The organism is Citrobacter sp. Cf118 (genome assembly GCF_030334095.1).
GTDB classification, from domain to species: domain Bacteria; phylum Pseudomonadota; class Gammaproteobacteria; order Enterobacterales; family Enterobacteriaceae; genus Citrobacter; species Citrobacter freundii.
Window position 1 is genome coordinate 415,958 of the sequence record NZ_JAOWES010000089.1, and the last position, 23,315, is coordinate 439,272.

General features: G+C 51.6%; 27 protein-coding genes, 2 tRNA genes and 2 pseudogenes. 9 read left to right on the top strand and 22 right to left on the bottom strand.

Going from position 1 to position 23,315, the window contains the following annotated elements; translation table 11 throughout:
• Window positions 1-151 precede the first annotated feature (151 nt).
• Window positions 152-227, bottom strand: a tRNA-Asn gene (locus OGX67_RS25615).
• A 132-nt stretch (window positions 228-359) separates the two neighbouring features.
• Window positions 360-1,124: a DgsA anti-repressor MtfA gene (gene mtfA / locus OGX67_RS25620; RefSeq protein WP_003030306.1), complete on the bottom strand. Its 765-nt coding sequence runs from the start codon at window positions 1,122-1,124 to the stop codon at window positions 360-362.
• Window positions 1,125-1,217: 93 nt separating this feature from the next.
• Between mtfA and OGX67_RS25625 the strand changes: the two genes are divergently transcribed.
• A tRNA-Ser gene (locus OGX67_RS25625) sits at window positions 1,218-1,307 on the top strand.
• A 27-nt stretch (window positions 1,308-1,334) separates the two neighbouring features.
• On the opposite strand, the pseudogene OGX67_RS25630 reads toward OGX67_RS25625, so the two are convergent.
• A pseudogene (locus tag OGX67_RS25630) lies at window positions 1,335-1,514 on the bottom strand (hypothetical protein); the annotation flags it as partial.
• A 296-nt stretch (window positions 1,515-1,810) separates the two neighbouring features.
• Between OGX67_RS25630 and OGX67_RS25635 the strand changes: the two are divergent.
• Window positions 1,811-2,143 carry an EmrE family multidrug efflux SMR transporter gene (locus OGX67_RS25635; protein WP_003839058.1) on the top strand — a complete coding sequence of 111 codons (333 nt, stop codon included), beginning with the start codon at window positions 1,811-1,813 and terminating at the stop codon, window positions 2,141-2,143.
• Between the two features lie 102 nt (window positions 2,144-2,245).
• Here OGX67_RS25635 and ompC read toward each other — a convergent pair whose 3' ends face one another.
• Complete coding sequence (ompC, locus tag OGX67_RS25640) at window positions 2,246-3,427, bottom strand: porin OmpC (protein WP_057101325.1); 1,182 nt, start codon at window positions 3,425-3,427, stop codon at window positions 2,246-2,248.
• A 438-nt stretch (window positions 3,428-3,865) separates the two neighbouring features.
• Between ompC and OGX67_RS25645 the strand changes: the two genes are divergently transcribed.
• The 3 genes from OGX67_RS25645 (at window position 3,866) to OGX67_RS25655 (ending at window position 6,513) form a co-directional block, all read left to right on the top strand.
• Entirely contained in the window at window positions 3,866-4,558 is a 693-nt protein-coding gene (locus tag OGX67_RS25645; RefSeq protein WP_086550119.1) for a phosphohydrolase, read from the top strand.
• A 76-nt stretch (window positions 4,559-4,634) separates the two neighbouring features.
• Complete coding sequence (locus tag OGX67_RS25650) at window positions 4,635-6,065, top strand: DNA cytosine methyltransferase (RefSeq protein WP_054528525.1); 1,431 nt, start codon at window positions 4,635-4,637, stop codon at window positions 6,063-6,065.
• Window positions 6,046-6,513 (top strand): very short patch repair endonuclease, encoded by a 468-nt coding sequence (locus tag OGX67_RS25655; RefSeq protein ID WP_003030411.1) that lies wholly within the window; start codon window positions 6,046-6,048, stop codon window positions 6,511-6,513. The genes OGX67_RS25650 and OGX67_RS25655 overlap by 20 nt, the downstream gene beginning before the upstream one ends.
• On the opposite strand, the gene yedA is transcribed toward OGX67_RS25655, so the two are convergent.
• The gene (gene yedA, locus OGX67_RS25660) at window positions 6,505-7,425 is read right to left on the bottom strand and encodes a drug/metabolite exporter YedA (protein ID WP_257651088.1); all 921 of its coding nucleotides are present in this window, start codon (window positions 7,423-7,425) and stop codon (window positions 6,505-6,507) included. The two genes, OGX67_RS25655 and yedA, sit on opposite strands and share 9 nt — an antisense overlap.
• A 175-nt stretch (window positions 7,426-7,600) precedes the next feature.
• On the opposite strand from yedA, the gene OGX67_RS25665 reads away from it, so the two are divergent.
• Both OGX67_RS25665 and OGX67_RS25670 read left to right on the top strand, forming a co-directional pair.
• Window positions 7,601-8,515 (top strand): DUF808 domain-containing protein, encoded by a 915-nt coding sequence (locus tag OGX67_RS25665; protein ID WP_169316136.1) that lies wholly within the window; start codon window positions 7,601-7,603, stop codon window positions 8,513-8,515.
• A 77-nt stretch (window positions 8,516-8,592) separates the two neighbouring features.
• Entirely contained in the window at window positions 8,593-8,778 is a 186-nt protein-coding gene (locus tag OGX67_RS25670) for a YodC family protein (RefSeq protein WP_003030415.1), read from the top strand.
• 206 nt (window positions 8,779-8,984) lie between these two features.
• Here OGX67_RS25670 and yodD read toward each other — a convergent pair whose 3' ends face one another.
• A complete protein-coding gene (gene yodD / locus OGX67_RS25675) occupies window positions 8,985-9,212 on the bottom strand; it encodes a YodD family peroxide/acid resistance protein (protein ID WP_003030417.1) in 228 nt (75 codons plus the stop codon).
• A gap of 163 nt (window positions 9,213-9,375) precedes the next feature.
• Between yodD and dsrB the strand changes: the two genes are divergently transcribed.
• Entirely contained in the window at window positions 9,376-9,564 is a 189-nt protein-coding gene (gene dsrB, locus OGX67_RS25680; RefSeq protein WP_003030419.1) for a protein DsrB, read from the top strand.
• Between the two features lie 54 nt (window positions 9,565-9,618).
• Here dsrB and rcsA read toward each other — a convergent pair whose 3' ends face one another.
• The 14 genes and pseudogenes from rcsA to fliF form a co-directional block, all read right to left on the bottom strand.
• Window positions 9,619-10,242 (bottom strand): transcriptional regulator RcsA, encoded by a 624-nt coding sequence (rcsA, locus tag OGX67_RS25685; RefSeq protein ID WP_032949553.1) that lies wholly within the window; start codon window positions 10,240-10,242, stop codon window positions 9,619-9,621.
• 278 nt (window positions 10,243-10,520) lie between these two features.
• A pseudogene (fliR, locus tag OGX67_RS25690) lies at window positions 10,521-11,316 on the bottom strand (flagellar biosynthetic protein FliR).
• An 8-nt stretch (window positions 11,317-11,324) separates the two neighbouring features.
• Window positions 11,325-11,594 (bottom strand): flagellar biosynthesis protein FliQ, encoded by a 270-nt coding sequence (fliQ, locus tag OGX67_RS25695; RefSeq protein ID WP_003030425.1) that lies wholly within the window; start codon window positions 11,592-11,594, stop codon window positions 11,325-11,327.
• A 9-nt stretch (window positions 11,595-11,603) separates the two neighbouring features.
• On the bottom strand, window positions 11,604-12,341 hold the full coding sequence (fliP, locus tag OGX67_RS25700; RefSeq protein WP_003030427.1) for a flagellar type III secretion system pore protein FliP: 738 nt from the start codon (window positions 12,339-12,341) through the stop codon (window positions 11,604-11,606).
• Entirely contained in the window at window positions 12,341-12,718 is a 378-nt protein-coding gene (fliO, locus tag OGX67_RS25705) for a flagellar biosynthetic protein FliO (protein WP_194858138.1), read from the bottom strand. The genes fliP and fliO overlap by 1 nt, the downstream gene beginning before the upstream one ends.
• Entirely contained in the window at window positions 12,718-13,131 is a 414-nt protein-coding gene (fliN, locus tag OGX67_RS25710) for a flagellar motor switch protein FliN (RefSeq protein WP_003030433.1), read from the bottom strand. The genes fliO and fliN overlap by 1 nt, the downstream gene beginning before the upstream one ends.
• Window positions 13,128-14,132, bottom strand: a complete 1,005-nt coding sequence (gene fliM / locus OGX67_RS25715) for a flagellar motor switch protein FliM (protein ID WP_086503966.1) — start codon at window positions 14,130-14,132, stop codon at window positions 13,128-13,130. The genes fliN and fliM overlap by 4 nt, the downstream gene beginning before the upstream one ends.
• 4 nt (window positions 14,133-14,136) lie before the next feature.
• Window positions 14,137-14,604 carry a flagellar basal body-associated protein FliL gene (gene fliL, locus OGX67_RS25720; RefSeq protein WP_003030435.1) on the bottom strand — a complete coding sequence of 156 codons (468 nt, stop codon included), beginning with the start codon at window positions 14,602-14,604 and terminating at the stop codon, window positions 14,137-14,139.
• A 104-nt stretch (window positions 14,605-14,708) separates the two neighbouring features.
• Complete coding sequence (gene fliK, locus OGX67_RS25725) at window positions 14,709-15,923, bottom strand: flagellar hook length control protein FliK (protein WP_257651089.1); 1,215 nt, start codon at window positions 15,921-15,923, stop codon at window positions 14,709-14,711.
• The gene (fliJ, locus tag OGX67_RS25730) at window positions 15,920-16,363 is read right to left on the bottom strand and encodes a flagellar export protein FliJ (RefSeq protein WP_003030438.1); all 444 of its coding nucleotides are present in this window, start codon (window positions 16,361-16,363) and stop codon (window positions 15,920-15,922) included. Before fliJ ends, fliK begins: the two co-directional genes overlap by 4 nt.
• Before the next feature lie 21 nt (window positions 16,364-16,384).
• On the bottom strand, window positions 16,385-17,755 hold the full coding sequence (gene fliI, locus OGX67_RS25735; protein WP_003030440.1) for a flagellar protein export ATPase FliI: 1,371 nt from the start codon (window positions 17,753-17,755) through the stop codon (window positions 16,385-16,387).
• Window positions 17,755-18,462 (bottom strand): flagellar assembly protein FliH, encoded by a 708-nt coding sequence (fliH, locus tag OGX67_RS25740; protein ID WP_003030441.1) that lies wholly within the window; start codon window positions 18,460-18,462, stop codon window positions 17,755-17,757. The genes fliI and fliH overlap by 1 nt, the downstream gene beginning before the upstream one ends.
• On the bottom strand, window positions 18,455-19,453 hold the full coding sequence (fliG, locus tag OGX67_RS25745; protein WP_003030443.1) for a flagellar motor switch protein FliG: 999 nt from the start codon (window positions 19,451-19,453) through the stop codon (window positions 18,455-18,457). Before fliG ends, fliH begins: the two co-directional genes overlap by 8 nt.
• On the bottom strand, window positions 19,446-21,119 hold the full coding sequence (fliF, locus tag OGX67_RS25750; protein WP_003839087.1) for a flagellar basal-body MS-ring/collar protein FliF: 1,674 nt from the start codon (window positions 21,117-21,119) through the stop codon (window positions 19,446-19,448). The genes fliG and fliF overlap by 8 nt, the downstream gene beginning before the upstream one ends.
• Window positions 21,120-21,335: 216 nt before the next feature.
• On the opposite strand from fliF, the gene fliE reads away from it, so the two are divergent.
• The gene (fliE, locus tag OGX67_RS25755) at window positions 21,336-21,650 is read left to right on the top strand and encodes a flagellar hook-basal body complex protein FliE (protein WP_003030448.1); all 315 of its coding nucleotides are present in this window, start codon (window positions 21,336-21,338) and stop codon (window positions 21,648-21,650) included.
• A 55-nt stretch (window positions 21,651-21,705) separates the two neighbouring features.
• Here fliE and yedF read toward each other — a convergent pair whose 3' ends face one another.
• Together yedF and yedE are read right to left on the bottom strand one after the other, a co-directional pair.
• Window positions 21,706-21,939, bottom strand: a complete 234-nt coding sequence (gene yedF, locus OGX67_RS25760; RefSeq protein WP_000790504.1) for a sulfurtransferase-like selenium metabolism protein YedF — start codon at window positions 21,937-21,939, stop codon at window positions 21,706-21,708.
• Window positions 21,936-23,141: a selenium metabolism membrane protein YedE/FdhT gene (gene yedE / locus OGX67_RS25765; protein ID WP_003839093.1), complete on the bottom strand. Its 1,206-nt coding sequence runs from the start codon at window positions 23,139-23,141 to the stop codon at window positions 21,936-21,938. Before yedE ends, yedF begins: the two co-directional genes overlap by 4 nt.
• Window positions 23,142-23,315 lie beyond the last annotated feature (174 nt).

Consider the following 23,315-nt stretch of genomic DNA (forward strand, 5'->3'; position numbering starts at 1 on the left):
TTTAAACGATTTACATTTACATAACTTTAATCAACGTTGTGATGCGGCATGTAACGGGGTGCAGAGCAGGCAGGGTGCTTATCAGAGGGGATTTTATAGCGACCGAAAAAGCAAAAAACCTGCTTAGTTTCCTAAGCAGGCTTCTTAAATATGGCTCCTCTGACTGGACTCGAACCAGTGACATACGGATTAACAGTCCGCCGTTCTACCGACTGAACTACAGAGGAATCGTGTGAACGAGGCGCATATTACTGACCTCACCATGAGGTGTCAACAGTAAAATTAGCGCGTCATTTCAATTGCTTAATTAATCTTCAAATTCAGCGTTAATGCACATTTGCTGAGCGATAATGACCATCTTAGCGGGTATCGCGTAACCGCTCCATGGGGTTCTGGCGGTAAAACTGAATAAAACGCTGCCATAAGGCCGGAAAACGTGGCGCAAATAATTCAGGAGCACTGAAGAAATACTCCGATAGAACGGCAAAGCATTCGGCCGGGTCGGTTGCTGCGTAAGCATCTATACTGCACGCGGTTTCACCGACCAGATCAATTTCATCCTGAATGTTATTCATTGCGGCATACAGGTCGTGCTCCCAACCGGCAATATCTCGCAGAGGGATCGCCGGAATACCGCTGGCGCGGTCGCCATTACGCATATCAAGCTTATGTGCCACTTCATGGATGATCAGATTAAAGCCGGAGGCATCAAAAGAATCCTGAATGTCGAGCCAGTTAAGGATTATCGGACCTTGCTGCCAGCTCTGCCCGGACTGTACAACCCGTTGATTATGCACCAGCCCAATATCGTCTTCCCATTCATCGTCCACGACAAACGGGGCAGGGTAGATGAGAACTTCATGAAACCCGTCGAGCCACTCGACCCCTAATTCCAGGACAGGTAAACAGAAAAGCAGCGCAATGCGCGCACTTTTCAGCGGGTCAAGTTCAAACCCCTGAAGCGCTACCAATCTTTTTTGCTGTAAAAAGCGCTCGGCCAGGGCGATAAGTCTGGCTTGTTCTTGCTCGGTGAGATTCACCAGAAGAGGAATAGCCAGGGCGTCGTCCCACGGCCAGTCGTCACTCCGGGTTGTTTCTTGCTCTTTCCAGGGCCACTTAATCATCGTTTTGCTCGCAAACTCGTCACTTGAACGAAATTGACGGAACGGGGTCTGTTAAAATGCCAAATTACCTGGCATCATGGCAACCGCCAAAACGGAGAGATGCCAGAGCGGCTGAATGGACCGGTCTCGAAAACCGGAGTAGGGGCAACTCTACCGGGGGTTCAAATCCCCCTCTCTCCGCCACTATTCAAACACTTAGCTCAATTCCTTTCAACGACTCATGTCACACTTGGTATAGTGTTGATATATTCGCTTAGTATAAAGCTCGCCATCATCATGTTCTGATTTGCCCAATACTGGAAGATCCAGTGTGGGGGAAATTTTCACTTTTCTGTCATAAACCGCAACCTGGCGTTCAGTTTTGTGATCTGAGAATAGTTGTTTGTCCTTTCTCGTTTCTATCAAGTTTTTTTCCTGCGGCTCAAAATTAAACCAGGGGCAGGGTAGCTAAAGTTATTTTGGCTTTTATGCTAGAAGAAGATAGCCCCAGAAACCAGGCCGTCAGAGAAATTAGCAACAAGCCTCGAGAATAAATCTGACAGTTATCTTTGAGCGATGAGCGGACGCACAAGACGGTGACAAGATTGCAATATTTGTTGGGGTTATGCCCACGACTTGTTTTGGATAAACTCACTTAACCCTTTGTGATACGATAATTATCTTAGATTGTCACATGGGGCCAGATTTTGAATTCATACATTTTCCTTGCCGGGGCCATTGTAGCTGAAGTAATAGGTACAACCCTGATGAAGTTCTCTGACGGATTTACACGTCTATGGCCATCTGTCGCAACCATTGTGTGCTACTGCACTGCTTTTTATCTTCTCGCTCAGACGCTGTCGACGATTCCAACGGGTATTGCATACGCAATTTGGTCAGGTGCTGGAATCGTATTAATCAGCCTTTTGGGCTGGTTGGTAAGTGGGCAAAAGCTGGATTTCCCGGCGATCGCAGGCATGTTCCTGATTTGCGCTGGGGTTTTGGTTATCAATATTTTTTCGAAATCTTCCCCGCATTAATTCTAAAAGAGTGTCGGATATCTGGCGCTGTTAGCAGAGCTTAACCCTGTGCGGTAAAAAAGCCCGCTTGGTATGAAGCGGGCTTGCGTATTTTTGTCGTAATTAGAACTGGTAGACTAAACCAACGGCAACGATGTCGTCAGTTGCGATACCATTGCTTTCATAGAAGCTGTCGTCTTCGTCCAGCAAGTTGATTTTATAATCAACGTAGGTGGACATGTTTTTGTTGAAGTAGTAAGTCATACCCACTTCAACATATTTGACCAGATCTTTGTCGACGTAACGCCAGTTACCATGGCTCACTTCCTGACCACCTAAATCCTTGCCTTTAGACTGCAGGTAAGCGATGGATGGACGCAGACCGAAATCGAACTGATACTGAGCCACAACTTCAAAGTTCTGGGTTTGGTTAGCAATGCCACCATTACCTTCGCCGTTGCCGCCGCCGTAATAGGTCATATTGCGGGTTTCTGCATACATGGCTGCCAGGTAAACGTTGTTAGCGTCATACTTCGCGCCAACAGTCCAAGCTTCAGCTGTTTCGCCGCCTGCGTAGTTATTGCGCTTGTTCATACCGTCCTGGTAACCGCGAGCAACCTGATCATCTGTACGATCAGAACTGGAGTATGCCGCGCCGAGGCTTAAACCGAAGTCGAAGTCATAGGAGGTGGACATACCGAAACCGTCACCGTTTTCTTTCGCCAGTTTGCGGTTTTCACTATTACCAGAACCTTCCTGACCTACGCTGCTACCTTCATTATTCCCCTGATATTGCAGGGCAAAGTTCAGGCCATCAACCTGACCAAAGAAGCCTTTATTACGATAGGTAGCAACGCCGTTGGTACGGCCCAGCATGTAAACGTCGGTCTGAGTGTAGGTATCACCACCGAATTCTGGCAGCATATCGGTCCAGGCCTCAACGTCGTACACGACGCCGTAGTTACGACCGTAGTCGAAAGTACCGTTTTGACCAAAACCTAAACCGGCAAAGGCCAGACGAGTCCATGAATCGCCTTTGTCACCTTCGGTACCGTTGGCCTGAATGTTATATTCCCACTGACCATAGCCAGTCAGCATATCGTTGATCTGCGTTTCGCCCTTAAAGCCCAGACGCGCATAGGTCATGTCGCCGTCGCTGCCTGCATCATCAGAGAAATAACGCAGACCATCGACTTTTCCGTACAGATCCAGTTTATTGCCGTTTTTATTATAGATTTCAGCCGCATTTGCTGCGCCTGCAGCTAATAAAGCAGGGAGAAGCAGTGCCAATACTTTTCTTTTCATTATGTATTCCCTTTGCATGATAATTAAAATGAATATGTAGTACTATCCAAGCAACTACATTTGGATACTATCTATGAAGTTCATTTAATTTAAAATATAACATGTAACAAATGTATTTAAAATATTTCTAAATATTTCCTCGGTGTATTTTTATAACTAAAAATATATGTGAATTAAATTGTTATTTGCCACATAAATCATTTTTAATCAATTAGTTATGTGTATCTAGTTATTTATTTGTAACTTGAATTTTATTTGTGGAAAGTATTTGTTTTTGTTATTCATATAATATGGTTGTTGATATTGAGATTATGATTTTTATAAATTCATGTGGTTTTTTTCGGCGTGATAATAAAATTTAATTATGTAATGGGGCAGGCAGTGGTTTGCAACGAAAATTGTTGCTAAGGTGATTTTCTTTCTACAAAGGGAGATAGCATGAAACTGCACGACTGGCAGCCGCAATTTGAAGCTTGGTTAGCTGATAACCATTCCGGACAAGATGCTGCGCATGACATCTTTCACTTTCGTCGTGTATGGATGACGGCGCAAAAGCTGAGTACAGATGCTACTGTAGACTGGCTAGTGGTGCTGACCGCGTGCTACTTCCATGATCTCGTCAGCCTGCCAAAGAACCATCCTGAGCGTCATCGTTCGTCGGTACTGGCAGCTCTGGAAACGCGTCGCATTTTGATGCGCGATTTTCCGGATTTTCCACAACAAAGAATACCTGCCGTGTGCCATGCCATTGAGGCGCACAGTTTTAGCGCCAAAATTGCACCAGAAACCCTTGAAGCGAAAATCGTGCAGGATGCGGACCGGCTTGAGGCGCTGGGGGCTATCGGTCTAGCGCGCGTATTTGCTGTGTCTGGTGCGTTAGGCGTGGCGCTATTTGATGCGGAGGATCCGTTTGCCCGAAAGCGTAGCCTTGACGACAAACAGTACGCGCTCGATCACTTCCAGACCAAGTTATTGACGTTGCCGTCGACGATGCAAACTGAACAAGGACGACATTTAGCGCAGCATAATGCTGACTTCTTACTGACGTATATGGCGAAGCTGAGTGCGGAGTTAAAAGGAGAGTATGAAATGCTGGATCTTGACGCGATTCAACCCTTTAAAGCACGTTAGTCGCCAGTGCAGCCGCAACGTCAATCGCACTATTTTATGTTAATCTGTCGGTTATCCATTTCGGCCGGTTAAATGTATGCAGGATAATTTTTCAGTAGCAGGCTCCATGAACCCGATGACAGATGATAACAAGGCCGCCGCGCAGGTGATTTTGGCTAAGTTGCTTGAAATATATGACGTGAAAACCCTGGTTGCTTATCTGAACGGTGTTGGCGAGAACCGCTGGAGTCCGGCCATCTTTAAGCGAGTGGTGGCGAACGAAACATGGCATCGCCTCAGCGACAATGAGTTTACTTATCTGAATTCCTTGCTGCCGACGCCACCTGCGCATCATCCGCATTATGCCTTTCGATTTATCGATCTGTTTGCCGGCATTGGCGGGATTCGTCGCGGCTTTGAGGCAATTGGTGGGCAGTGCGTGTTTACCAGCGAGTGGAACAAGCATGCGGTGCGCACCTACAAAGCGAACAACTATTGCGATCCCTTCCAGCATCACTTTAATGAAGATATTCGTGATGTCACGCTGAGCCATCAGGATGGGGTGAGCGACCAGCAGGCGGCAGAACATATTCGCCAGCACATTCCAGAACATGATGTACTGCTGGCGGGATTTCCTTGTCAGCCCTTCTCCCTGGCCGGAGTGTCAAAGAAAAATGCGTTAGGGCGGGCCCACGGTTTTGCCTGCGATACACAAGGCACACTCTTTTTTGACGTGGTGCGCATTATCGACGCTCGTCGACCAGCAATATTTGTGCTCGAAAACGTCAAAAACCTGAAGAGTCACGATCAGGGCAAAACGTTTCGCATCATTATGCAGACGCTGGACGAGCTGGGTTATGACGTGGCAGATGCGGCGGATAACGGTCCGGATGATCCGAAAATTATCGATGGGCAACATTTTTTGCCTCAACATCGCGAACGTATCGTGCTTGTCGGTTTCCGACGCGATCTGAATTTGAAATCAGACTTCACGCTGCGGGATATTGTCACGCGTTATCCGCAGCGGCGTACTACCCTGGCGGAACTGCTTGAGCCGACCGTCGATGCGAAATATGTGCTGACGCCGGTGCTGTGGAAATACCTCTATCGCTATGCGAAAAAGCATCAGGCGCGGGGAAATGGATTTGGCTATGGCATGGTGTATCCCGGTAACCCTGATAGCGTAACGCGCACATTATCTGCGCGTTATTATAAGGATGGGGCGGAGATCCTGATTGACCGTGGCTGGGATATGGCGCTGGGTGAAAAAGATTTTGACGATCCGCAGAATCAGCGACACCGCCCTCGCAGACTTACGCCCAGAGAGTGCGCGCGCCTGATGGGGTTTGAATCTCCGCAAGGCTATCAGTTCAGGATCCCCGTGTCAGATACTCAGGCTTATCGCCAGTTTGGTAATTCGGTGGTCGTTCCGGCATTTGCGGCGGTGGCCAGGCTGCTGGAGCCAAAAATCAGGCAGGCAGTTGCTATTCGCGAGAAAGAGAACCTGCATGGCAGACGTTCACGATAAAGCAACACGCAGTAAAAATATGCGGGCGATAGCCACCCGCGATACCGCAATTGAAAAACGCCTTGCCAGCGTGCTGACAGAGCAGGGGGTAACGTTTCGCGTGCAGGATGCGACGTTACCCGGTCGCCCCGATTTTGTGGTGGATGATTATCATTGTGTGATTTTTACTCACGGTTGTTTCTGGCACCACCACAATTGCTATTTGTTTAAAGTCCCCGCGACACGAACGGAATTCTGGCTGGAAAAAATAGGCAAAAATGTCCAACGCGATGCGCGGGATTGTGAAAAATTGCAGGCTCTTGGCTGGCGCGTACTGATTGTCTGGGAGTGCGCCCTGCGTGGTCGCGAAAAGCTGGATGATGAAGCGTTATCTGAACGTGTCATCGAGTGGATCTGCGGCGGTGGCGACACCGCGCAGATCGACACTCTCGGTATTCATTTACTGTAATGTTTTTTCCGACGAACTCGCGACGGCATCCGCTTTAACAGGGAACAGGTATTTCCCCAACGTTACCAGCACCACAGCAAACACGATCACGCCGAGCGCCAGCCATTCGATAGGGGCCAGTCTTTCTCCCCCCAGACCGGTACCTAACAGCACCGCAACAACCGGATTGACGTAGGCGTAGCTGGTGGCTAGCGCCGGGCTGACATTGCGGATCAAGAACATATACGCATTAATGGCAATAATGGAGCCAAACAGGGCCAGGTAAGCCACCGCCATAAAGCCTGAAAATGTTGGCATGGTGGTCAGTTTTTCCCCGGAGAGTAACGATGCGCACATCAGCACAATACCGGCTGCTAACATTTCAATGGCTCCGGCCATCATGCCAACGGGCAGCGTAATGCGTGAACCGTACACCGAGCCAAACGCCCAGCTTATCGAACCGATCAGGATTAAAATAGCGCCCCACGGATTGCCACTTAAATTGCCTCCGCTGTTCAGCATGATGATCCCTGCGAGCCCAATCGCTATTCCCAACCATTCCAGTTTGCGCGTTTTGATGCCAAAAAAGTGGCTAAAACACAGCGTAAATAGCGGGACGGTGGCGACCACCACGGCGGCAATACCGGAAGGGACATTTTGATGTTCTGCGACGGTGACCAGTCCATTACCCACAGCCAGCAGCAGGATACCAATTAACGCGGCGTTCAGGATTAAGCATAAGGGGGGGAGCTTATGCCCGCGAATAAGTAAAAAACTTGTTAACAAAATTCCCGCAGAGAGAAAACGTACGGCTGCCATCATTAACGGCGGCCAGCTTTCAACACCAATGCGAATAACGAAGTACGTGGAACCCCAAATGATGTACAGCGCGAATAGCGCACTGAAAAGCGGTAACAATTGCCTGAAACGCATAATCCCTCACGGTAGAAATAAAAAGGTGCAACATAGTAAACGTCAAAACTATCTTACTGGCGAGATTTATAATTACGTGTCGATGTTAAAAACTTGTTGACCAGAAAGGTCAGTTTCAGCATGGCGTGTTTTACTTCATACTTATGACTGCAAAAAAATAGTATTGAGGGTCAAAATTTTGGCAGGAAGTAGCTTACTAACCTTACTCGATGATATCGCCACGCTGCTGGATGATATATCAGTGATGGGAAAATTGGCCGCGAAAAAAACCGCGGGCGTGCTGGGAGATGACTTGTCGCTTAATGCGCAGCAGGTATCGGGCGTGCGGGCGAACCGTGAACTCCCGGTGGTCTGGAGCGTGGCGAAGGGGTCGTTTGTAAACAAAGTTATCCTTGTACCGTTGGCGCTATTGATAAGCGCATTTATTCCCTGGGCGATCACCCCCTTATTAATGGTAGGTGGGGCGTTTCTCTGTTTTGAAGGAGTGGAAAAGGTTCTGCATACCCTGGAGGCGCGTAAGCACAAAGAAAGCCCGGAAGAGCGTCAGCAGCGTCTGGCTGCTCTGGCCGCACAGGATCCACTCACCTTTGAGAAAGATAAAATCAAAGGGGCAATACGTACCGACTTCATTTTGTCTGCCGAGATTGTTGCGATTACGCTGGGTATTGTAGCGGATGCACCTTTGCTGAATCAGGTGTTGGTGTTATCGGGTATCGCGTTAGTGGTGACCGTGGGCGTGTATGGCCTGGTCGGGATTATCGTTAAGCTTGACGACATCGGGTACTGGCTGGCAGAAAAACGTAGCCAACTTGCCCAGTCGCTGGGGAAAGGGTTGCTGGTGGTTGCCCCCTGGCTGATGAAAACACTTTCTGTGGTCGGTACATTGGCGATGTTTTTGGTGGGGGGCGGTATTGTGGTACACGGAATATCACCGCTGCATCATGCGATTGAACATTTTGCTCAACAGCAAAGTACATTGATTTCGCTAATGCTTCCCACCCTGCTTAACCTGGTACTCGGCTTTATCATCGGTGGGATTGTCGTTCTGCTGGTGAAAGCTGTCGCCAGGCTGCGCGGAGTTTCGCACTAATTGTTACAGGACTGATTATGCAAAACGCCTCTTTGTCATCTAAGGTGTAAAGGTTTCTCTTGATACAGGAGGCAGGTATGGTCTTTTCTGTCAGTGAGGAAGTCACCTCCAAAGAGGGTGGCCCACGTATGATCGTTACCGGGTATGCCAGCGGAATGGTGGAGTGTCGCTGGTACGACGGCTTTGGCGTTAAACGGGAAGCATTCCGTGAAGATGAACTGGTGGTGCCGGGCGAGCGAAGACAGCTCTGTCAGGATGCCTGAACATTTGACTCGACCGTAACCTGGTGATCTCTCACCCATTAGTTATATTTATCATTTTGGTGAGAATTATTTACTTGTCAGGCAAAAAAATTGCAGATAAGGTTTGGTTCACATCAGATTTTCTGGTGTAACGAATTTACAAGTGCTTCTTGCATAAGCAAGCTTGATCCCGACCCGATAAGGGCCGGGATTTTTTTCGCCCTCAGTCAGCGATTGATCTCCGATACGCTAAAGTCATGGATATCAAGCTCGAACGCGTCGGCCAGTTCATGCCATGTATGGTAATCTCGGCCGTCGACGCTAACGCGCTCCGGGTCATCCTGGCTGCGATGAATTTCACTCTCGCAGATTTCGTTGATTGCCTTTAGCAGCGCGTCGACATCGACGCTGACTTCACGTTTGGCCGTATCGCTGTACTCTTTCGCGGTTTTCATCCTCATACCTCTCAACCGTTAAGGATACCGGGGGAGCGTACCCAAACATCAGATACGCACAACTTAAGTATAGACCGTCGATAAAACCCGCAATCGCGCGTGCAGAGCGCTGCCAGAAAAAGGAATTTGTTCTACACTGGCACAAAGCCACAGGAGGAAAACTATGAAGGTGAATGATCGGGTCACAGTCAAAACGGACGGCGGTCCTCGTCGACCGGGCGTGGTACTGGCAATCGAAGAGTTTAGTGAAGGCACCATGTACCTGGTTTCGCTGGAAGACTACCCGCTCGGTATCTGGTTCTTTAATGAATCAGGTCATCAGGATGGTATCTTTGTGGAAAAAGTGGAGTGAGATGAGTTCCGCTGTTTGATTCTGACTGGTGGAGTCGCCACCAGTCAGAACGTCTTAGCGCATATTCACAAAGATACCATTGGTGACGTTATCCGTAAGCCTCACAACGTGATAGATAACTTGCTTATTATGTGTCTTAATCTTTCGTTTTATATTCCCCTTATGGGATGACACCGTTTTGGCTTTGATATTCATTTGATCTGATATCTGTATTGTTCCCTGACCCTCCATCCACATACGCAGCATGCTGGATTCGGTTCGACTTAATGATAATGTCGGCAGATTCACATCAATAGCAATATCTACTTCTTTTTTCAGAATATCGCCAAGTAGTTTATCCAGTGAGTCAGGTTTAATCGATTTAGAACTAATCAATAAATTTTTTCTGACGAGTAGATATTCATCAAAATGCACGTTGGCAATTGCCATAAACACAATAAATAATGTGCTGGGATGCTGATTAATGATTTGCTTTATTTGCTGGCTATTAGCAGGTTCGTGGATAAAGCAGTCCTCATTAATAAACACCACAGCGGGTTGTTGAGAGACACAGGCGAGACTGAGTTCATCAACGTTGGAAATGTTGTTGATTTCCCTTTTTTTCACTCCCCGACTTACCAGATACCCGGTTAACCCTAGTCGGGTGTAACTGCATAAATCCATAATAATCGTTGACATGGCATACCCTCACTCAATGCGTAACGATAATTCCCCTTACCTGATTATTTCATCACAACTAAACGGAATAATAACGACCCAAGATGACGCTTTCGCTGTTTTTCAGGCGAATTTACTATCCCGTAAAGTTGCGTATAATTTGCCAGGAAACATCTTAAAGTAAAGTGAATGTTGCGTTATGTGAGTGAGGCAAAAACAAATAAGCCGCGACAGAGATATCCTGGTGGATGTTGTTACTTTTTAAAATTAGGACAATCCTTAGTAAAACAGGATAAAAATTAAGGGTTATTATTTTCCAGGCATTTCGCTGACGATATCGGCCAGTAAATTAAAAATTTCACTGAATAATCGTTCGCAGAATGGCGCAATTAATGGCATTAGCGCCGCCATCAGTGAAATACCTACGGTCAGAGTGAGAGGAAAGCCGATGACGAAAACCGACAGCTGTGGCGCCATGCGATTTAACAAACCAAGTGCGAGGTTCAGCGTGAGTAGCAGCGTCATTACCGGCAGGGCCAGCATTAGCCCGTTGAGGAAAATCAGGCTACCCGCCCGTGCCAGCGCGAGAAACGCATTGCTGTTCACCGGATTGCCACCGATGGGCAGAGTATGAAAAGTATCTACCAGCAGCGAAATCAGCCATAAATGGCCATTAAAGGTCAGGAACAGCAGCATGGCGAGCATGTCGATCAGTCGTGCCAGAACCGGCATATTCAGACGGCTACCGGGATCGAAGAATGTCGCGAAGGAAAGGCCCATTTGCAGACCAATTAATTCCCCGGCGGTACGTACTGCGGCAAACGCAAACTGCATGGTGAAGCCTAAAGCGATACCGATCAGGATTTGTTGCATTGCCTGCCATAGTGCGCCGATCGAAAAGATGGGGACGTCAACGGCGGGAATTGATGGGGCGATAACGACAGTTATCATCAACCCCAGCCCCAGCTTTACCCGTTTGGGGATGGCTCGTTCACTGAGGATGGGGGCCGTTGAGATGAGCGCCAGTATGCGCAGCAAAGGCCAGAAGTATAAATTCAGCCAGTGGAGCCACTCAACGCTGGTCACCTGCAACATAACGTTGTCTACCCGATGATGTAGGGGATATTGCTGAACAGCGTACGCACGTAGTCGAGCAGCAGGTTAAGCATCCACGGGCCAGCAACAATGATGGCAATAAACACCGCGACAATTTTGGGAATGAAGGACAGCGTCATTTCGTTAATCTGGGTCGCCGCCTGCAGAATACTGATGATAAGACCTGTGACGAGAGCGACCAACAGCAAAGGTGCAGCAAGGGCCAGGGCGACTTTCATCGCCTCTGTGCCCATCATCATGACCGATTCAGGAGTCATTTCGCGCCTCTAACTGTAAAAGCTTTGTGCCAGCGAGCCGACAAGTAGCTGCCAACCGTCTACCAACACAAACAGCATCAGCTTAAACGGCAACGCGATTGTGGCTGGCGGTACCATCATCATCCCGAGCGCCATCAGTACGCTGGCGATCACCAGGTCGATAATCAGAAACGGAATAAAAATGGTAAAACCTATCTGGAATGCTGTTTTCAACTCACTGGTGACATAAGCGGGTAGCAAAATTCGCATCGGCACGGCTTCTGGTCCCTGTAATGGACCGCTGTTTGCTAAGCGCGCGAAGAGGGCCAGATCGGCTTCACGGGTCTGGCGCAACATAAACTCACGCAGCGGCTGGGCGCCTTTCTCCATAGCTTCCTGCATGGAGATCTTCTCTTCGCTGAACGGTTGATATGCGTCGACGTAGATTTTATCGATCACCGGCGACATGATGAAAAAGGTCAAAAAGAGCGCCAGGCCCAGTAGCACCTGGTTAGGTGGTGCTGAGGGGGTACCCAGCGCATTTCGCAGGAGACCGAAAACAATGATGATGCGGGTGAAGCTGGTCATCATCAGCAAAATTGCAGGCAGGAACGTCAGCGAGGTGATGAACACCAGTGTCTGCACGGGCAAAGACCAGCTTTGTCCGCCGCCCGGCAATGGCTGACTAACCAGACCCGGGAGTTGAGCGAGGGCAACGGGACTGAAAAGCCACAAGCCTGCCAGCGTGAGGGATAACAAACGGCGCATCAGGATCTCCCAGGACGCTTAAGCAAACTCTTCATCATGGCCTGGAAATCCGCAGGGGAGGCCGTTTTTTCTTCCGCATCGGCAGGTGCCGGGGGCAGGGTGTGCAGGACGTTAATCTGCGAGGCTGTGACACCCAGTACCAGACGGGCATCTTCGACCTCGACAATCACCACGCGCTCACGTGGACCCAATGAGGTGCTGGCCGTGACTTTCAGCCCGCGTGTACCGGCACTTTTGGGGGCAAACCCCAGACGTTTAATGACCCAGGCCACCGCCAGGATCAAGACGATGATCCCGAGCAGCGCGCCGCTTACCTGCACCAGCGGTGAGCCGGGAACGGCGGCGGGTTGAGAAACGGTAGCCTGGGTATTCATGATTAACGGCTCAGACGGCGCATACGTTCAGATGGGGTGATAATGTCAGTGATACGCACACCGTATTTATCCGCGACCACGACGACTTCGCCCTGGGCAATCAGATAACCGTTGATTAGGATATCCAGCGGTTCGCCTGCCAGGCCATCCAGTGCGACAACCGACCCCTGCGTCAGGCGCAGCAGCTCTTTGATGGTCATGCGGGTACGGCCCAGTTCGACGGTCAGTTTGACCGGAATGTCCATGATCAGGTCGATGTCCTGCAAGGCACCGCTGACGTCGCCGCCTCCTAACTGCTGGAATACCGCATCGGCCGCACTTTTGGTGGGCGTGGTTTTTTGCTCGTTTAACGCGTCAGCCCACAGATCGTCCAATGCGCCAGTGTTCTCATCGGACGGATTATTCATATCACTCATTTGGGCTGTTCCTCATTCAGCGAATTCAAAATCGGGTTTATCAGATGTTCTACGCGTAACGCATACTGACCGTTTACGGTGCCATACTGGCTGGTCAGCACAGGCACGCCGTCCACATGAGCAATAATGCGGTCGGGTTTTTCAATCGGCAGTACATCGCCGGGTTTCAGTTTTAAAATCTGGGATAGCCGCAGCGGAATGTCGGCAAAGTTTGCCACCAGCTCCAGCTCAGAATGCTGAACCTGACGCACCAGATTATTGCGCCAGTTCTGATCTTCATTACGCGAGTTTTCCAGCGGCGGATTCACCAGCAGCTCACGCAACGGCTCAATCATGCTGAATGGCAGACAGATGTTAAATTCACCGGTCAGGTTGCCAATTTCAACGTGGAACGGGGTGTTCACCACAATGTCGTTCGGGGAGGTGGTGATATTGGTAAATTTCACCTGCATCTCAGAACGGACGTATTCCACTTCCAGCGGGTTGATGGCCTTCCACGCGTCGCTGTAGCTTTCCAGCGCCAGCTTCAGCATGCGGTTGATAACGCGCTGTTCTGTGTGCGTAAATTCGCGGCCTTCCACTTTCGTCGGGAAACGACCGTCACCACCGAACAGGTTGTCTACGGCGATAAATACCAGACTTGGTGAGAACACCACCAGACCCGTACCGCGCAGCGGCTTCAGGTGGATTAAGTTCAGGTTGGTCGGAACCGGCAAGTTGCGCGCAAATTCGTGGTAAGGCTGGATACGGATCGCACCCACGGTAATATCCGGACTACGGCGCAATAGGTTAAATAACCCCATACGGAACTGGCGCGCGAAGCGTTCGTTAATGATCTCCAACGCCTGTAAACGCTCACGTACCACGCGACGCTGAGTGTTGGGATCATAAGGACGAATATCGCCTTCTTTTGCGATACCTGAAATGGGTTCGTCTTTGGTTTCGCTATCGCCGTTCAGCAATGCGTCGATTTCTGCCTGAGAAAGAATACTGTCGCCCATGTCTTTACCGCAGAATAAAAGCTGTATAAAGAACGTCGGTGACAACCTGTTTCGGCTGCCCAACAACAAGCGGAGTCGCCAGCGTCTCTTTGATGGCGGTAATCAGCTGTTGCTTACCTTCCTCGGTGGCGAGTGTGGCCGCATTCTGACGAGAAAATAGCAGCAGCAAGCGGCTGCGCACTTCCGGCAGATATTCATTAAGACGTGAACGTGTCGCCTCATCTTTCATGCGCAGTGTGATACCGATATACAGCACACGGTCTGCATCACCCAGATTGACGGTAAAGGTATCCAGCGCAAAGAACACCGGGGCTGGCGGTGGAGCCGGTTCCGCTTTGACGCTGGCGGAAGGCTGCTGCTGCATGCGCCAGTAGCTATAACCTGCAGTTGCGCAGGCGGCGAGGGTAATTAATACCAGCAGAGGGATCCAAATAGCGCGTTTACTTTTTTTGTTAATCGCGGAGTCAGTCATCAGATACGGGCTTCCTGTTTCGGTACAGCTTATGGGCTGATTATCCCGTGTCCTGTCCACGACAAAGCGTGGAAAAGACGCGGATAATCATGCTACCTCTGGCGTTAGGCGAAGATGTCTACTGCGCCATCGCCGCGGGCAGCGGCTTGCAGCGAGGCTGGGGTTGCCAGTATTGCGTCATCTTCAGCGGCAAAAATGTCTTGTCCTTGAGCGCGACCAGACTGCTGTTGCTGTCCGGAAGACTGCTGATGGCCAGCGAAGCTTTCACTGCTGATGTTGCTTTGCCCCAGTTGGATCCCGCTTTCAGCCAACTGTGTACGCAGCATCGGTAATGCGGCTTCCAGTGCGGCGCGCACGTGACTGTGTGGTGAAACCATTTGTAACTGCGCGAGGTTATCGTCCAGCTTGAGCGAAATATGTACCTGACCCAGGTCCTGCGGATGCAGACGCAGCTCTGCGCTTTGCTGGCCCTGGCGCGTGAACAAGGTGACGTGCTGGCTCAGCGATTGCTGCCATTCATGGCTACCTAACGGAGCGCTTAACACCGGCGCGGCCGTCGGTAACGGTTGTGCGTGTGTTTGTGAACCACTTAGCGGGGCCGCAGTCATGCCAATGCTGGTCGGTGACGGGGTGCTGTCGATTTCAGTTCTGGCGTTCGCTGCCGCCGTCAGCGGGGTTAATGTTGGGTTGTTTGCCTGATTAGCACCACCGCCAGCAATCGTGACATCCGCTTTGCCTTTTTTGGCATCACCAGGCAGTAATTCGTCTGCATTATCAGTTGCCGCGCCGTGTACCGCGCCTCGTGACAATGCGGAAAGCGCCGCATCAACAGGGGCTGGTGCGCTGTCGACGGCAGGCGTAGCCAGTGGTTGTCCTGGCAGCATGGCGAACAACGCGCTCAGGTTGGCGAGATCGTCATCACTCAGTGTAGTGTTTTTTTCGTCCTGCTGCGCGACTTTGCCCAGTGTCGTCAGGGCATTCGCTTTCAGTGAAGGCGTGAGAGCGGACAACAGTTGCTGAGCGTCAGTCATGTCGGCAAGAGAAGTCTCGGTTTGCAGCTCCTGTTGCGCCAGCAGATCGGTTAATTTGACCGACGGTGTGGCATCGCCATTTTTTTGCAGCAACCCTTTTTGCAGCTTACTGCTGGCCGCCTGTAAGTCGGCAAGCGACAGCGGGGCGTCTTTACCTTGTGCGTCGCCCGCACCTAATGCGCCAGCCAGTAGCGCTAAAAAATCCTCGGGTGAATCTACCGCTTTGCCTGACTGAAGACCTGCGGCTACATCGGTGTCGGTGGTAATCAGTTGGGGTAAAGTAATCATTCGGGTTTCCTCATAGCTGCGCGCTGAGCAAATTCATCCATTTTTTTCTGATCCAGACGGTTTTCGGCCAGTAACGCCGCCGAGGTTTGTCTGTCCTGCAACGTCTGCCACGCCTGTAATCGTTGTTTTTTGTCGCGCCAACTGTTCAATGCCTGGTCTACTTTCTGTGTCCATTGATTGAGCTGTTGGCGATGTTGCTCAATCGCTTTTTCCAGCGTCTGAATAAATTGTTGGTAATTGATCCAGCGATTGCTGGTAATACCCTGGCCCATGTCGTTGTTCAGATTGTTGCGATACTCATGCTGATAATCGATCAGCATTTTCAACTGCTCTTCCGCCTGCTGACAGCCACGACGCATCTCTCCCAATAAGACAGCAGCGTCATCTACCTCTTTTTCAGCCAGGTCTTTCAATGTTGCTAATGCACCATGTTGTGCCATGACCTATGCTCTCCTGCTTAATCACACACCAGGGAAAATCAGTTCCAAAGCTTGTAGAGAATCTTCCCAGTCAGCCCGTTCAAAAATACCTTGCTGTAAGAATGCTTCCAGCTGCGGCCATAAGGCGATGGCTTTATCCAGCATCGGATCGCTGCCTTTGGCATACGCCCCCACGCTGACCAGATCACGGTTACGCTGGAAGCTGGACAGCAACTGTTTAAAGTTACGCACCCGTGCATAGTGTTTTTCACTAATGAGCGCGGTCATGGCGCGGCTGATCGAGGCTTCAATATCGATGGCCGGATAGTGACCCGCCTCGGCCAGATGACGAGACAGCACAATGTGACCGTCCAGAATCGCGCGCGCGGAATCGGCAATCGGGTCCTGTTGGTCGTCACCCTCGGTCAGTACCGTATAAAACGCGGTGACTGAACCGCCGCCGTGGATACCGTTACCGGCCCGTTCGACCAGCGCCGGTAACTTAGCGAATACTGAGGGTGGATAACCTTTGGTTGCCGGTGGCTCGCCGATCGCCAGGGCTATCTCACGTTGCGCCATCGCGTAGCGGGTGAGGGAGTCCATAATCAGCAATACATGCTGTCCGCGATCGCGAAAATCTTCGGCGATGCGCGTGGCGTAGGCCGCGCCTTGCATACGTAACAGCGGCGAGACGTCCGCCGGAGCGGCAATCACTACCGAGCGTGCGCGACCGTCAGCACCGAGAATATTTTCAATAAAATCTTTAACTTCGCGACCACGCTCGCCAATCAGACCCACGACGATAACATCGGCCTGGGTATAGCGCGCCATCATGCCGAGCAGGACGCTTTTACCGACGCCGGAACCGGCGAAAAGCCCCATACGCTGGCCGCGGCCAACGGTTAACAACGCGTTGATGGGGCGTACGCCGGTATCCAGGACGTGTTCAATTGCGGTCCGTTGCAGCGGGTTAAACGGCGGCGTAATCAATGCGCCGGTTTCGGTGGTATCCGGGGCGGGCAGTCCGTCGAGCGGTTTGCCGCTACCGTCCAGCACACGACCCAGCAGAGCAGGGCCAAGCGGTAATTGCTTCCCGCTTTGCAGACCTTCTCCGGCAATGTTCTTCGCGTATACGCGTGCGCCGGGCAGAACGCCTTCGACCTCTTCGAGCGGCATCAAAAACAGACGTTGACCGTTAAAGCCCACGACTTCGCTTTCGACCTCCTGGGTTTCGTTGCCGTCCTGGCGTTCAATGACGCAGGTAGCACCGAGCGGCAGCTGTAATCCTGTGGCCTCCAGCACCAGCCCGGTTGCGCGGGTCAGGCGACCATAACGACGCACCGCAGGCAGCAGTGACATTTTCTCTTCGAAGTTGTCCAGCGTATTGAGCCAGCGAGTCAGGCGAGTGGTCATTACACGACTCCTGGCGCTGCCAGACGGCAGAGTTCTTGCCAGCGTGTGGCGACGCTGGCATCCAGATCGCCTTCGTCGGCGGAGACTTTACAGCCGCCGTGATGCAGAGTCGGGTCGCCGCGCAGCCGCCAGCCGTGCAGGCTGAGAGTGGCACCGAGCATCTCCTCTACACGCTGGAGATCGTCCGGATGTACGCGCAGCTGAGGCTTACCGCTAAACAGCGGTTCCTGTTGCAATAACTGTTGGATTTGCTTAATCAGCGCCGCGTTATCCACGATTGGCGTCTGACCAATCACCTGACGCGCAGCTTCCAGCGCCATTTGCATCAGTCGCGAGGCAATGACGCTATCCAGCGCGTCCAGCGTATTCTGAAACTCACTCACCAGCTGCTGCATGCGGGCATGGATCGGCGCATGCTGTGCTCGCGCCTGGTTCTGGCCTTGCTCCAGCCCCTGGCTCAGACCTTCCTGATAGCCTTGTTCGTGACCTTTTTGTCGACCTTCCGCCAGCCCCGCGTTATACCCTTGCTCATGGGCCTGCATTTGCAGCTGTGCGAGCTGCTGTTCAAGCTGTTGCTCTGCGGAAAGCTGTGGCTCTTCAGCTTCTTCTGACAGCGGCGTTTCGCTGTGGTCGGCCAGTACGAACTCCGCCATCGGTGGGGCGAGGTCGTCCGGAGTCCAGACTTTCCACGGCAGTTCGTTAGACATAGGTATCCTCGCCGCTGCCTATCACCATCTCTCCAGTTTCCGCCAGACGACGCACAATAAGCAGAATGGCTTTCTGTTCGTTTTCCACCTGCGACAAACGCACCGGGCCGCGGTTGGCAAGGTCGTCACGCAGAATATCGGCAGCACGTTGCGACATGTTGCGCAGGAACTTCTCGCGTAGCGGCTGTTCGGCACCTTTCAGGGCAATCAGCAGAGATTCGGAATCCACTTCCTGCAACAGACGCTGGATACTGCGATCGTCGACGTCCACCAGGTTTTCGAACAGGAACATCTCGTCGATAATTTTCTGTGCCAGCTCGCCGTCGAATTCGCGTACGGCGGTAATAACCGCTTCTTCCTGCTGGGTTTTCATCAGGTTGATAATTTCTGCTGCCGTTCTCACGCCGCCCATTTTGCTGCGCTTGAGGTTCTGACCATCGAGTAGACCGTTCAGTACCTCGGTCAGTTCTGCCAGCGCGGCAGGCTGCACACCGCCGAAGGTGGCGATACGCAGCATCACGTCGTGACGTAAACGCTCGTCGAACAGTGCCAGAATATCGGCGGCCTGGCCCCGTTTGAGGTGTACCAGAATGGTGGCGATAATCTGTGGATGCTCGTCGCGGATAAGGTCGGCGGCGCTTTGTGGCTCCATAAAGTTGAGCGTTTCAATGCCGCTGGTGGTATCGCGGGTTTCCAGAATATCTTCCAGCAGGCTGGAGGCGCGTTCCTCGCCCAGCGCTTTCACCAGCACGGAGCGCAGATATTCGTTGGCGTTGATATTCAGCGCGGCAAATTGTTCTGCTTCTTGCTCAAACTCGGCCAGTACTTCCGTCAACTGTTTGTTGGAGATCTGGCGTACGTTCGCCATCGCTGTACTGAGCGCCTGAACTTCGCGCGTGGAAAGGTGTTTAAACACCTCAGCCGCGCGATCTTCGCCAATGGTCATCAGCAGGATGACGCTTTTATCGGTACCGGTAAGGGCATTACTCATGATCGTTACTCATCCACTGGCGAATGACCAGCGCCACGACGCGCGGATCGTTATCTGACATTTCACGAATACGCTGGCTCATCACTTCTGCACCCAGACGTTGATTCGTACGACGCTGCTGGGTTTGTTCGTCTTTGCTGAGGCGAACTTCTACCGCTTCTTCGGTTTCCTGACGGATGCGCGTTTGTTCTTGTACCGCTTTTGCTTCTTCGCTGCGCCGAACCAACTGCGGGCGAACAGCCTTACGCCACAGGATCCAGGCAACAAGCAGCACCAGCAACCAACGGCCAGCGGTCATCAACTGTTCAATAAAGACCTGTTGTTTCCAGAACGGCAGCTCGCCAATGGAATCGTCGGTCGCCGTGAAGGGTGAATTCACCACGTTCAGGGTATCGCCACGCTTGTCGGAGAAGCCCATCGCTTCGCGGGTCAGGTCCTCAATCTGTTTCATCTGATCTGCGGTTAACGGCAGCGGTTTACCGTCCGGCAACGTTTTATAGTTGACCACCACTGCAACTGAGAGACGCTGCACATCGCCGACGTTCATTTTGGTGTGGCGAATGGTACGGTCGACTTCATAGTTGCTGGTTTCATTACGCTGCGTACTGCGTGGACCAGCATTATTGTTGTTATTTGCCGTTTGCGTGGTTTGCGCATTTTGCTGATTAGCCGGAGGGGTGGCGATTGGCGCGGTATTAGCCGGTGCTGGTTGATTAGACAATGCGCCCGGTACGCCGCCTGGCGCTCCGCTACCGATCTGCTCACTGACGTTTAACTGGCGTGAACGCAGCACTGCCTGGGAATCATCACCGTTTGGACGGTACTGTTCTTCGGTTTGCTCTTTATTAGCAAAATCCAGTTGTGCGGTGACCTGCGCATGTACGTTGCCGTTGCCGACAATCGGCGACAGGATCGATTCGATACGACGTTGAACGCGCCCTTCGACATCGCTGGCGTATTTCAACTGCGCATCGTTAAGATCGCGGCTGCTGGTGTTCGACTGAGTTAACAGATGACCAGCCTGGTCGACCAGCGTAACGTTGCCCGGCGGCAAGCCTGCAACAGCGCTGGAAACCAGATGTGTGACCGCACTGATTTGACCTTCATCCAGTGCGCGGCCCGGTTCAAGGTTAACGGTCACGGAGGCTGAAGGCGCTTTTTGCTCACGCACAAACAGCGACGGTTTTGGCATTGCCAGATGCACGCGGGCGCGTTTTACCGGTCCCAGCGTTTCAATGGTACGAGCTAATTCACCTTCCAGCGCACGCTGGTAGTTGACCTGCTCGCTAAACTGGCTAATACCAAACTTTTCCTGATCCAGCAGCTCAAAGCCAACGGCGCCGCCCTTCGGCAGACCTTGTTGTGCCAGACGTAACCGCAATTCGTGAACTTTATCGGCAGGAACTTCTATAGCACCGCTTCCCTCAGTAAAACGATAGGGAACGTTCATCTGCGTCAGTTGGGTGACAATCGCGCCACCATCCTGATCGGATAGGTTGCTGAACAGTGTGCGGTAGTCAGGTGTTTTGGCCCACAGGACCATCGCCACGATGATAGCGACGGCAGCGGCTCCCGCCACAATCAGAGGAATTCTGGGATTCGCGCGCAGGCGGTTTAACCACTCGAGAGGTTTAAGCTGGGTTGCAGTCGATGCTGTCGCACTCATCTCGCACCTCGTGGCTTATCGTGGACGGCGTTTTTTGCAAAGTGGAACAAGACTCACTCCCGGGTCAGCAAACTCGAAAAATTGACGGTCTCATTATTTGCGGTTTCGAATTTTTCTATGCGTTAAAAACCGTGGTTTTTTATCGTTATTTAACGCCTTTATCTTATTGACTAACTGGTAATCTCAGCTAAGTAAAAAATCATCCAGGGGATCAGAATGTCGGCAATACAGGGGATTGAAGGGGTCATCAGCCAGTTGCAAGCCACGGCGATGTCAGCAAAAATGCAGGATATGCAGCCACAACCGACCGTGAGTTTTGCCGGTCAACTGCATGCGGCGTTAGACAGGATCAGCGATGTGCAAACCGCGTCCCGTACGCAGGCTGAGAAATTTACCCTCGGTGAACCGGGTATTGCGCTGAATGATGTGATGACCGATATGCAAAAAGCGTCGGTATCAATGCAGATGGGTATTCAGGTACGTAACAAACTGGTGTCGGCGTATCAGGAAGTGATGTCCATGCAGGTGTAGGTTTAACGTGCAGAGACTGGTTGCCGGATAAGCACAGCGGCCATCCGGCAACCAGTTACTTCTGAATCAAATAGCGGATCGTTGGGCCATCCTGCTGAATATCCAGCACCGTATAGCCGTGATTACGCGCATCCAGTGGAATATTGTTGATTGACTGCGGGCAATCGCTCACCACTTCCAGAATTTCACCTTTCTTCAATTGCGGCATCGCTTCCAGCGTGGCGACAGCCGGGTATGGACACGGTTCGCCGACCATATCGAGGCGATAATCAGGCACGATATTTTTCATACAGACTCCTTGGCAGGCGTTAGCCCTGCGCGACGGAAGAAGCGTTTTTCCCAGCCGATAATGAGCATCAGCGCGGCAAACAACAGCAGATAGGTTACCAGCAGACCGCCGAGTGGACCGAAGGTGTTGAGCAGATTCACTTTGTCCCAGTTGGTGGCGAGCGCGGGAGCAAAATCATCCCAGTAGTAGGCCAGAATGGTCGAGCCAATAACGTTGCCCAGACCAACCCACCAGTAATGCACCTGGCCTTCAACGGCGCGATACATCCAGCCGGTTTCACATCCGCCCGCTAAAACGATGCCAAAGCCGAACAGTAAGCCGCCGATCACCGCATTTGGACCCGCCCACATGATTTTAGGCTCGACGCCCAGTTGCACGTAGCTAAAGATACCGATGGCGCTGACCGCCATCCCGAAGATGATTGCTTTTGCCATATGGGTGCGACCAGAAATCCACAGGTCGCGGAAGGCGGAGGTGAAGCAGATTTGCGCCCGTTCAATCAGCAGACCGAACCCAACGCCAAATAGCATCGCCAGACCGAGCTTGGGTTTATCCATCGCGGTGAGCAGCGCCCAGCCGATCATGCCGATAAACACCAGCATGCCAAGGCGGAAACGGCGACGGGCCTGATCCGGCTTTTGCGTCAACGGCGAAGCGGCGGAGACTTTCTGCATTTTGACCGGAATACGAAACATTGGCAGCAGGGTAAAGCGTGCGCCAAACCATGAGCCGATTGCCGTTGCCAGCGCGAAAAACCAGGCATGTAACGAGAACTGTGGAATGCCGGTGAAGAATGCGGCCAGGTTGCAGCCCATCGCGAGCCGGGCACCGAATCCGGCGATCATCCCGCCGACTATCGCCTGCATAATGCGCACTCGGCTACGCGGCATGCGTAATTTGACGTTGTTAGCCCACAGCGCGGCAGCAAAACAGCCGCCGAACATACCGAGGATCATCATGCCGTCAATGCGGGTCAGGGGCGAGCCTTCGAGATGGATCAGCTTGTAGTATCCCCACTCTTCGGCGTGCACGCCAAACAGTTGCAGGATTTGCCCACCCCAACGGGTAAATTCACCGGTAACGGCCCAAAAGGTTCCCGTAATGCCGAAATAATAAGTGGAGAGAATACCCGCTGCGATGACCGCAGGGGCGGGGGCCCAAAATTTAATTAACCAGGCCTGTTTGAAGTGTTGCCATGACATGCGTTGCGCCTCTGAACTCAGAAGGTATGTAACAAGAAGTGTGGATACTACACCGTTCAGAATTTTTGACTATGAGTAATAAGAGGTAATACCGTCTGGATCAATCTTTCTCAATGCCGCTGAAAGGCTGGCGACATCAGGCCTTTAATGCCACAATCCCATTTTCTTCGCATG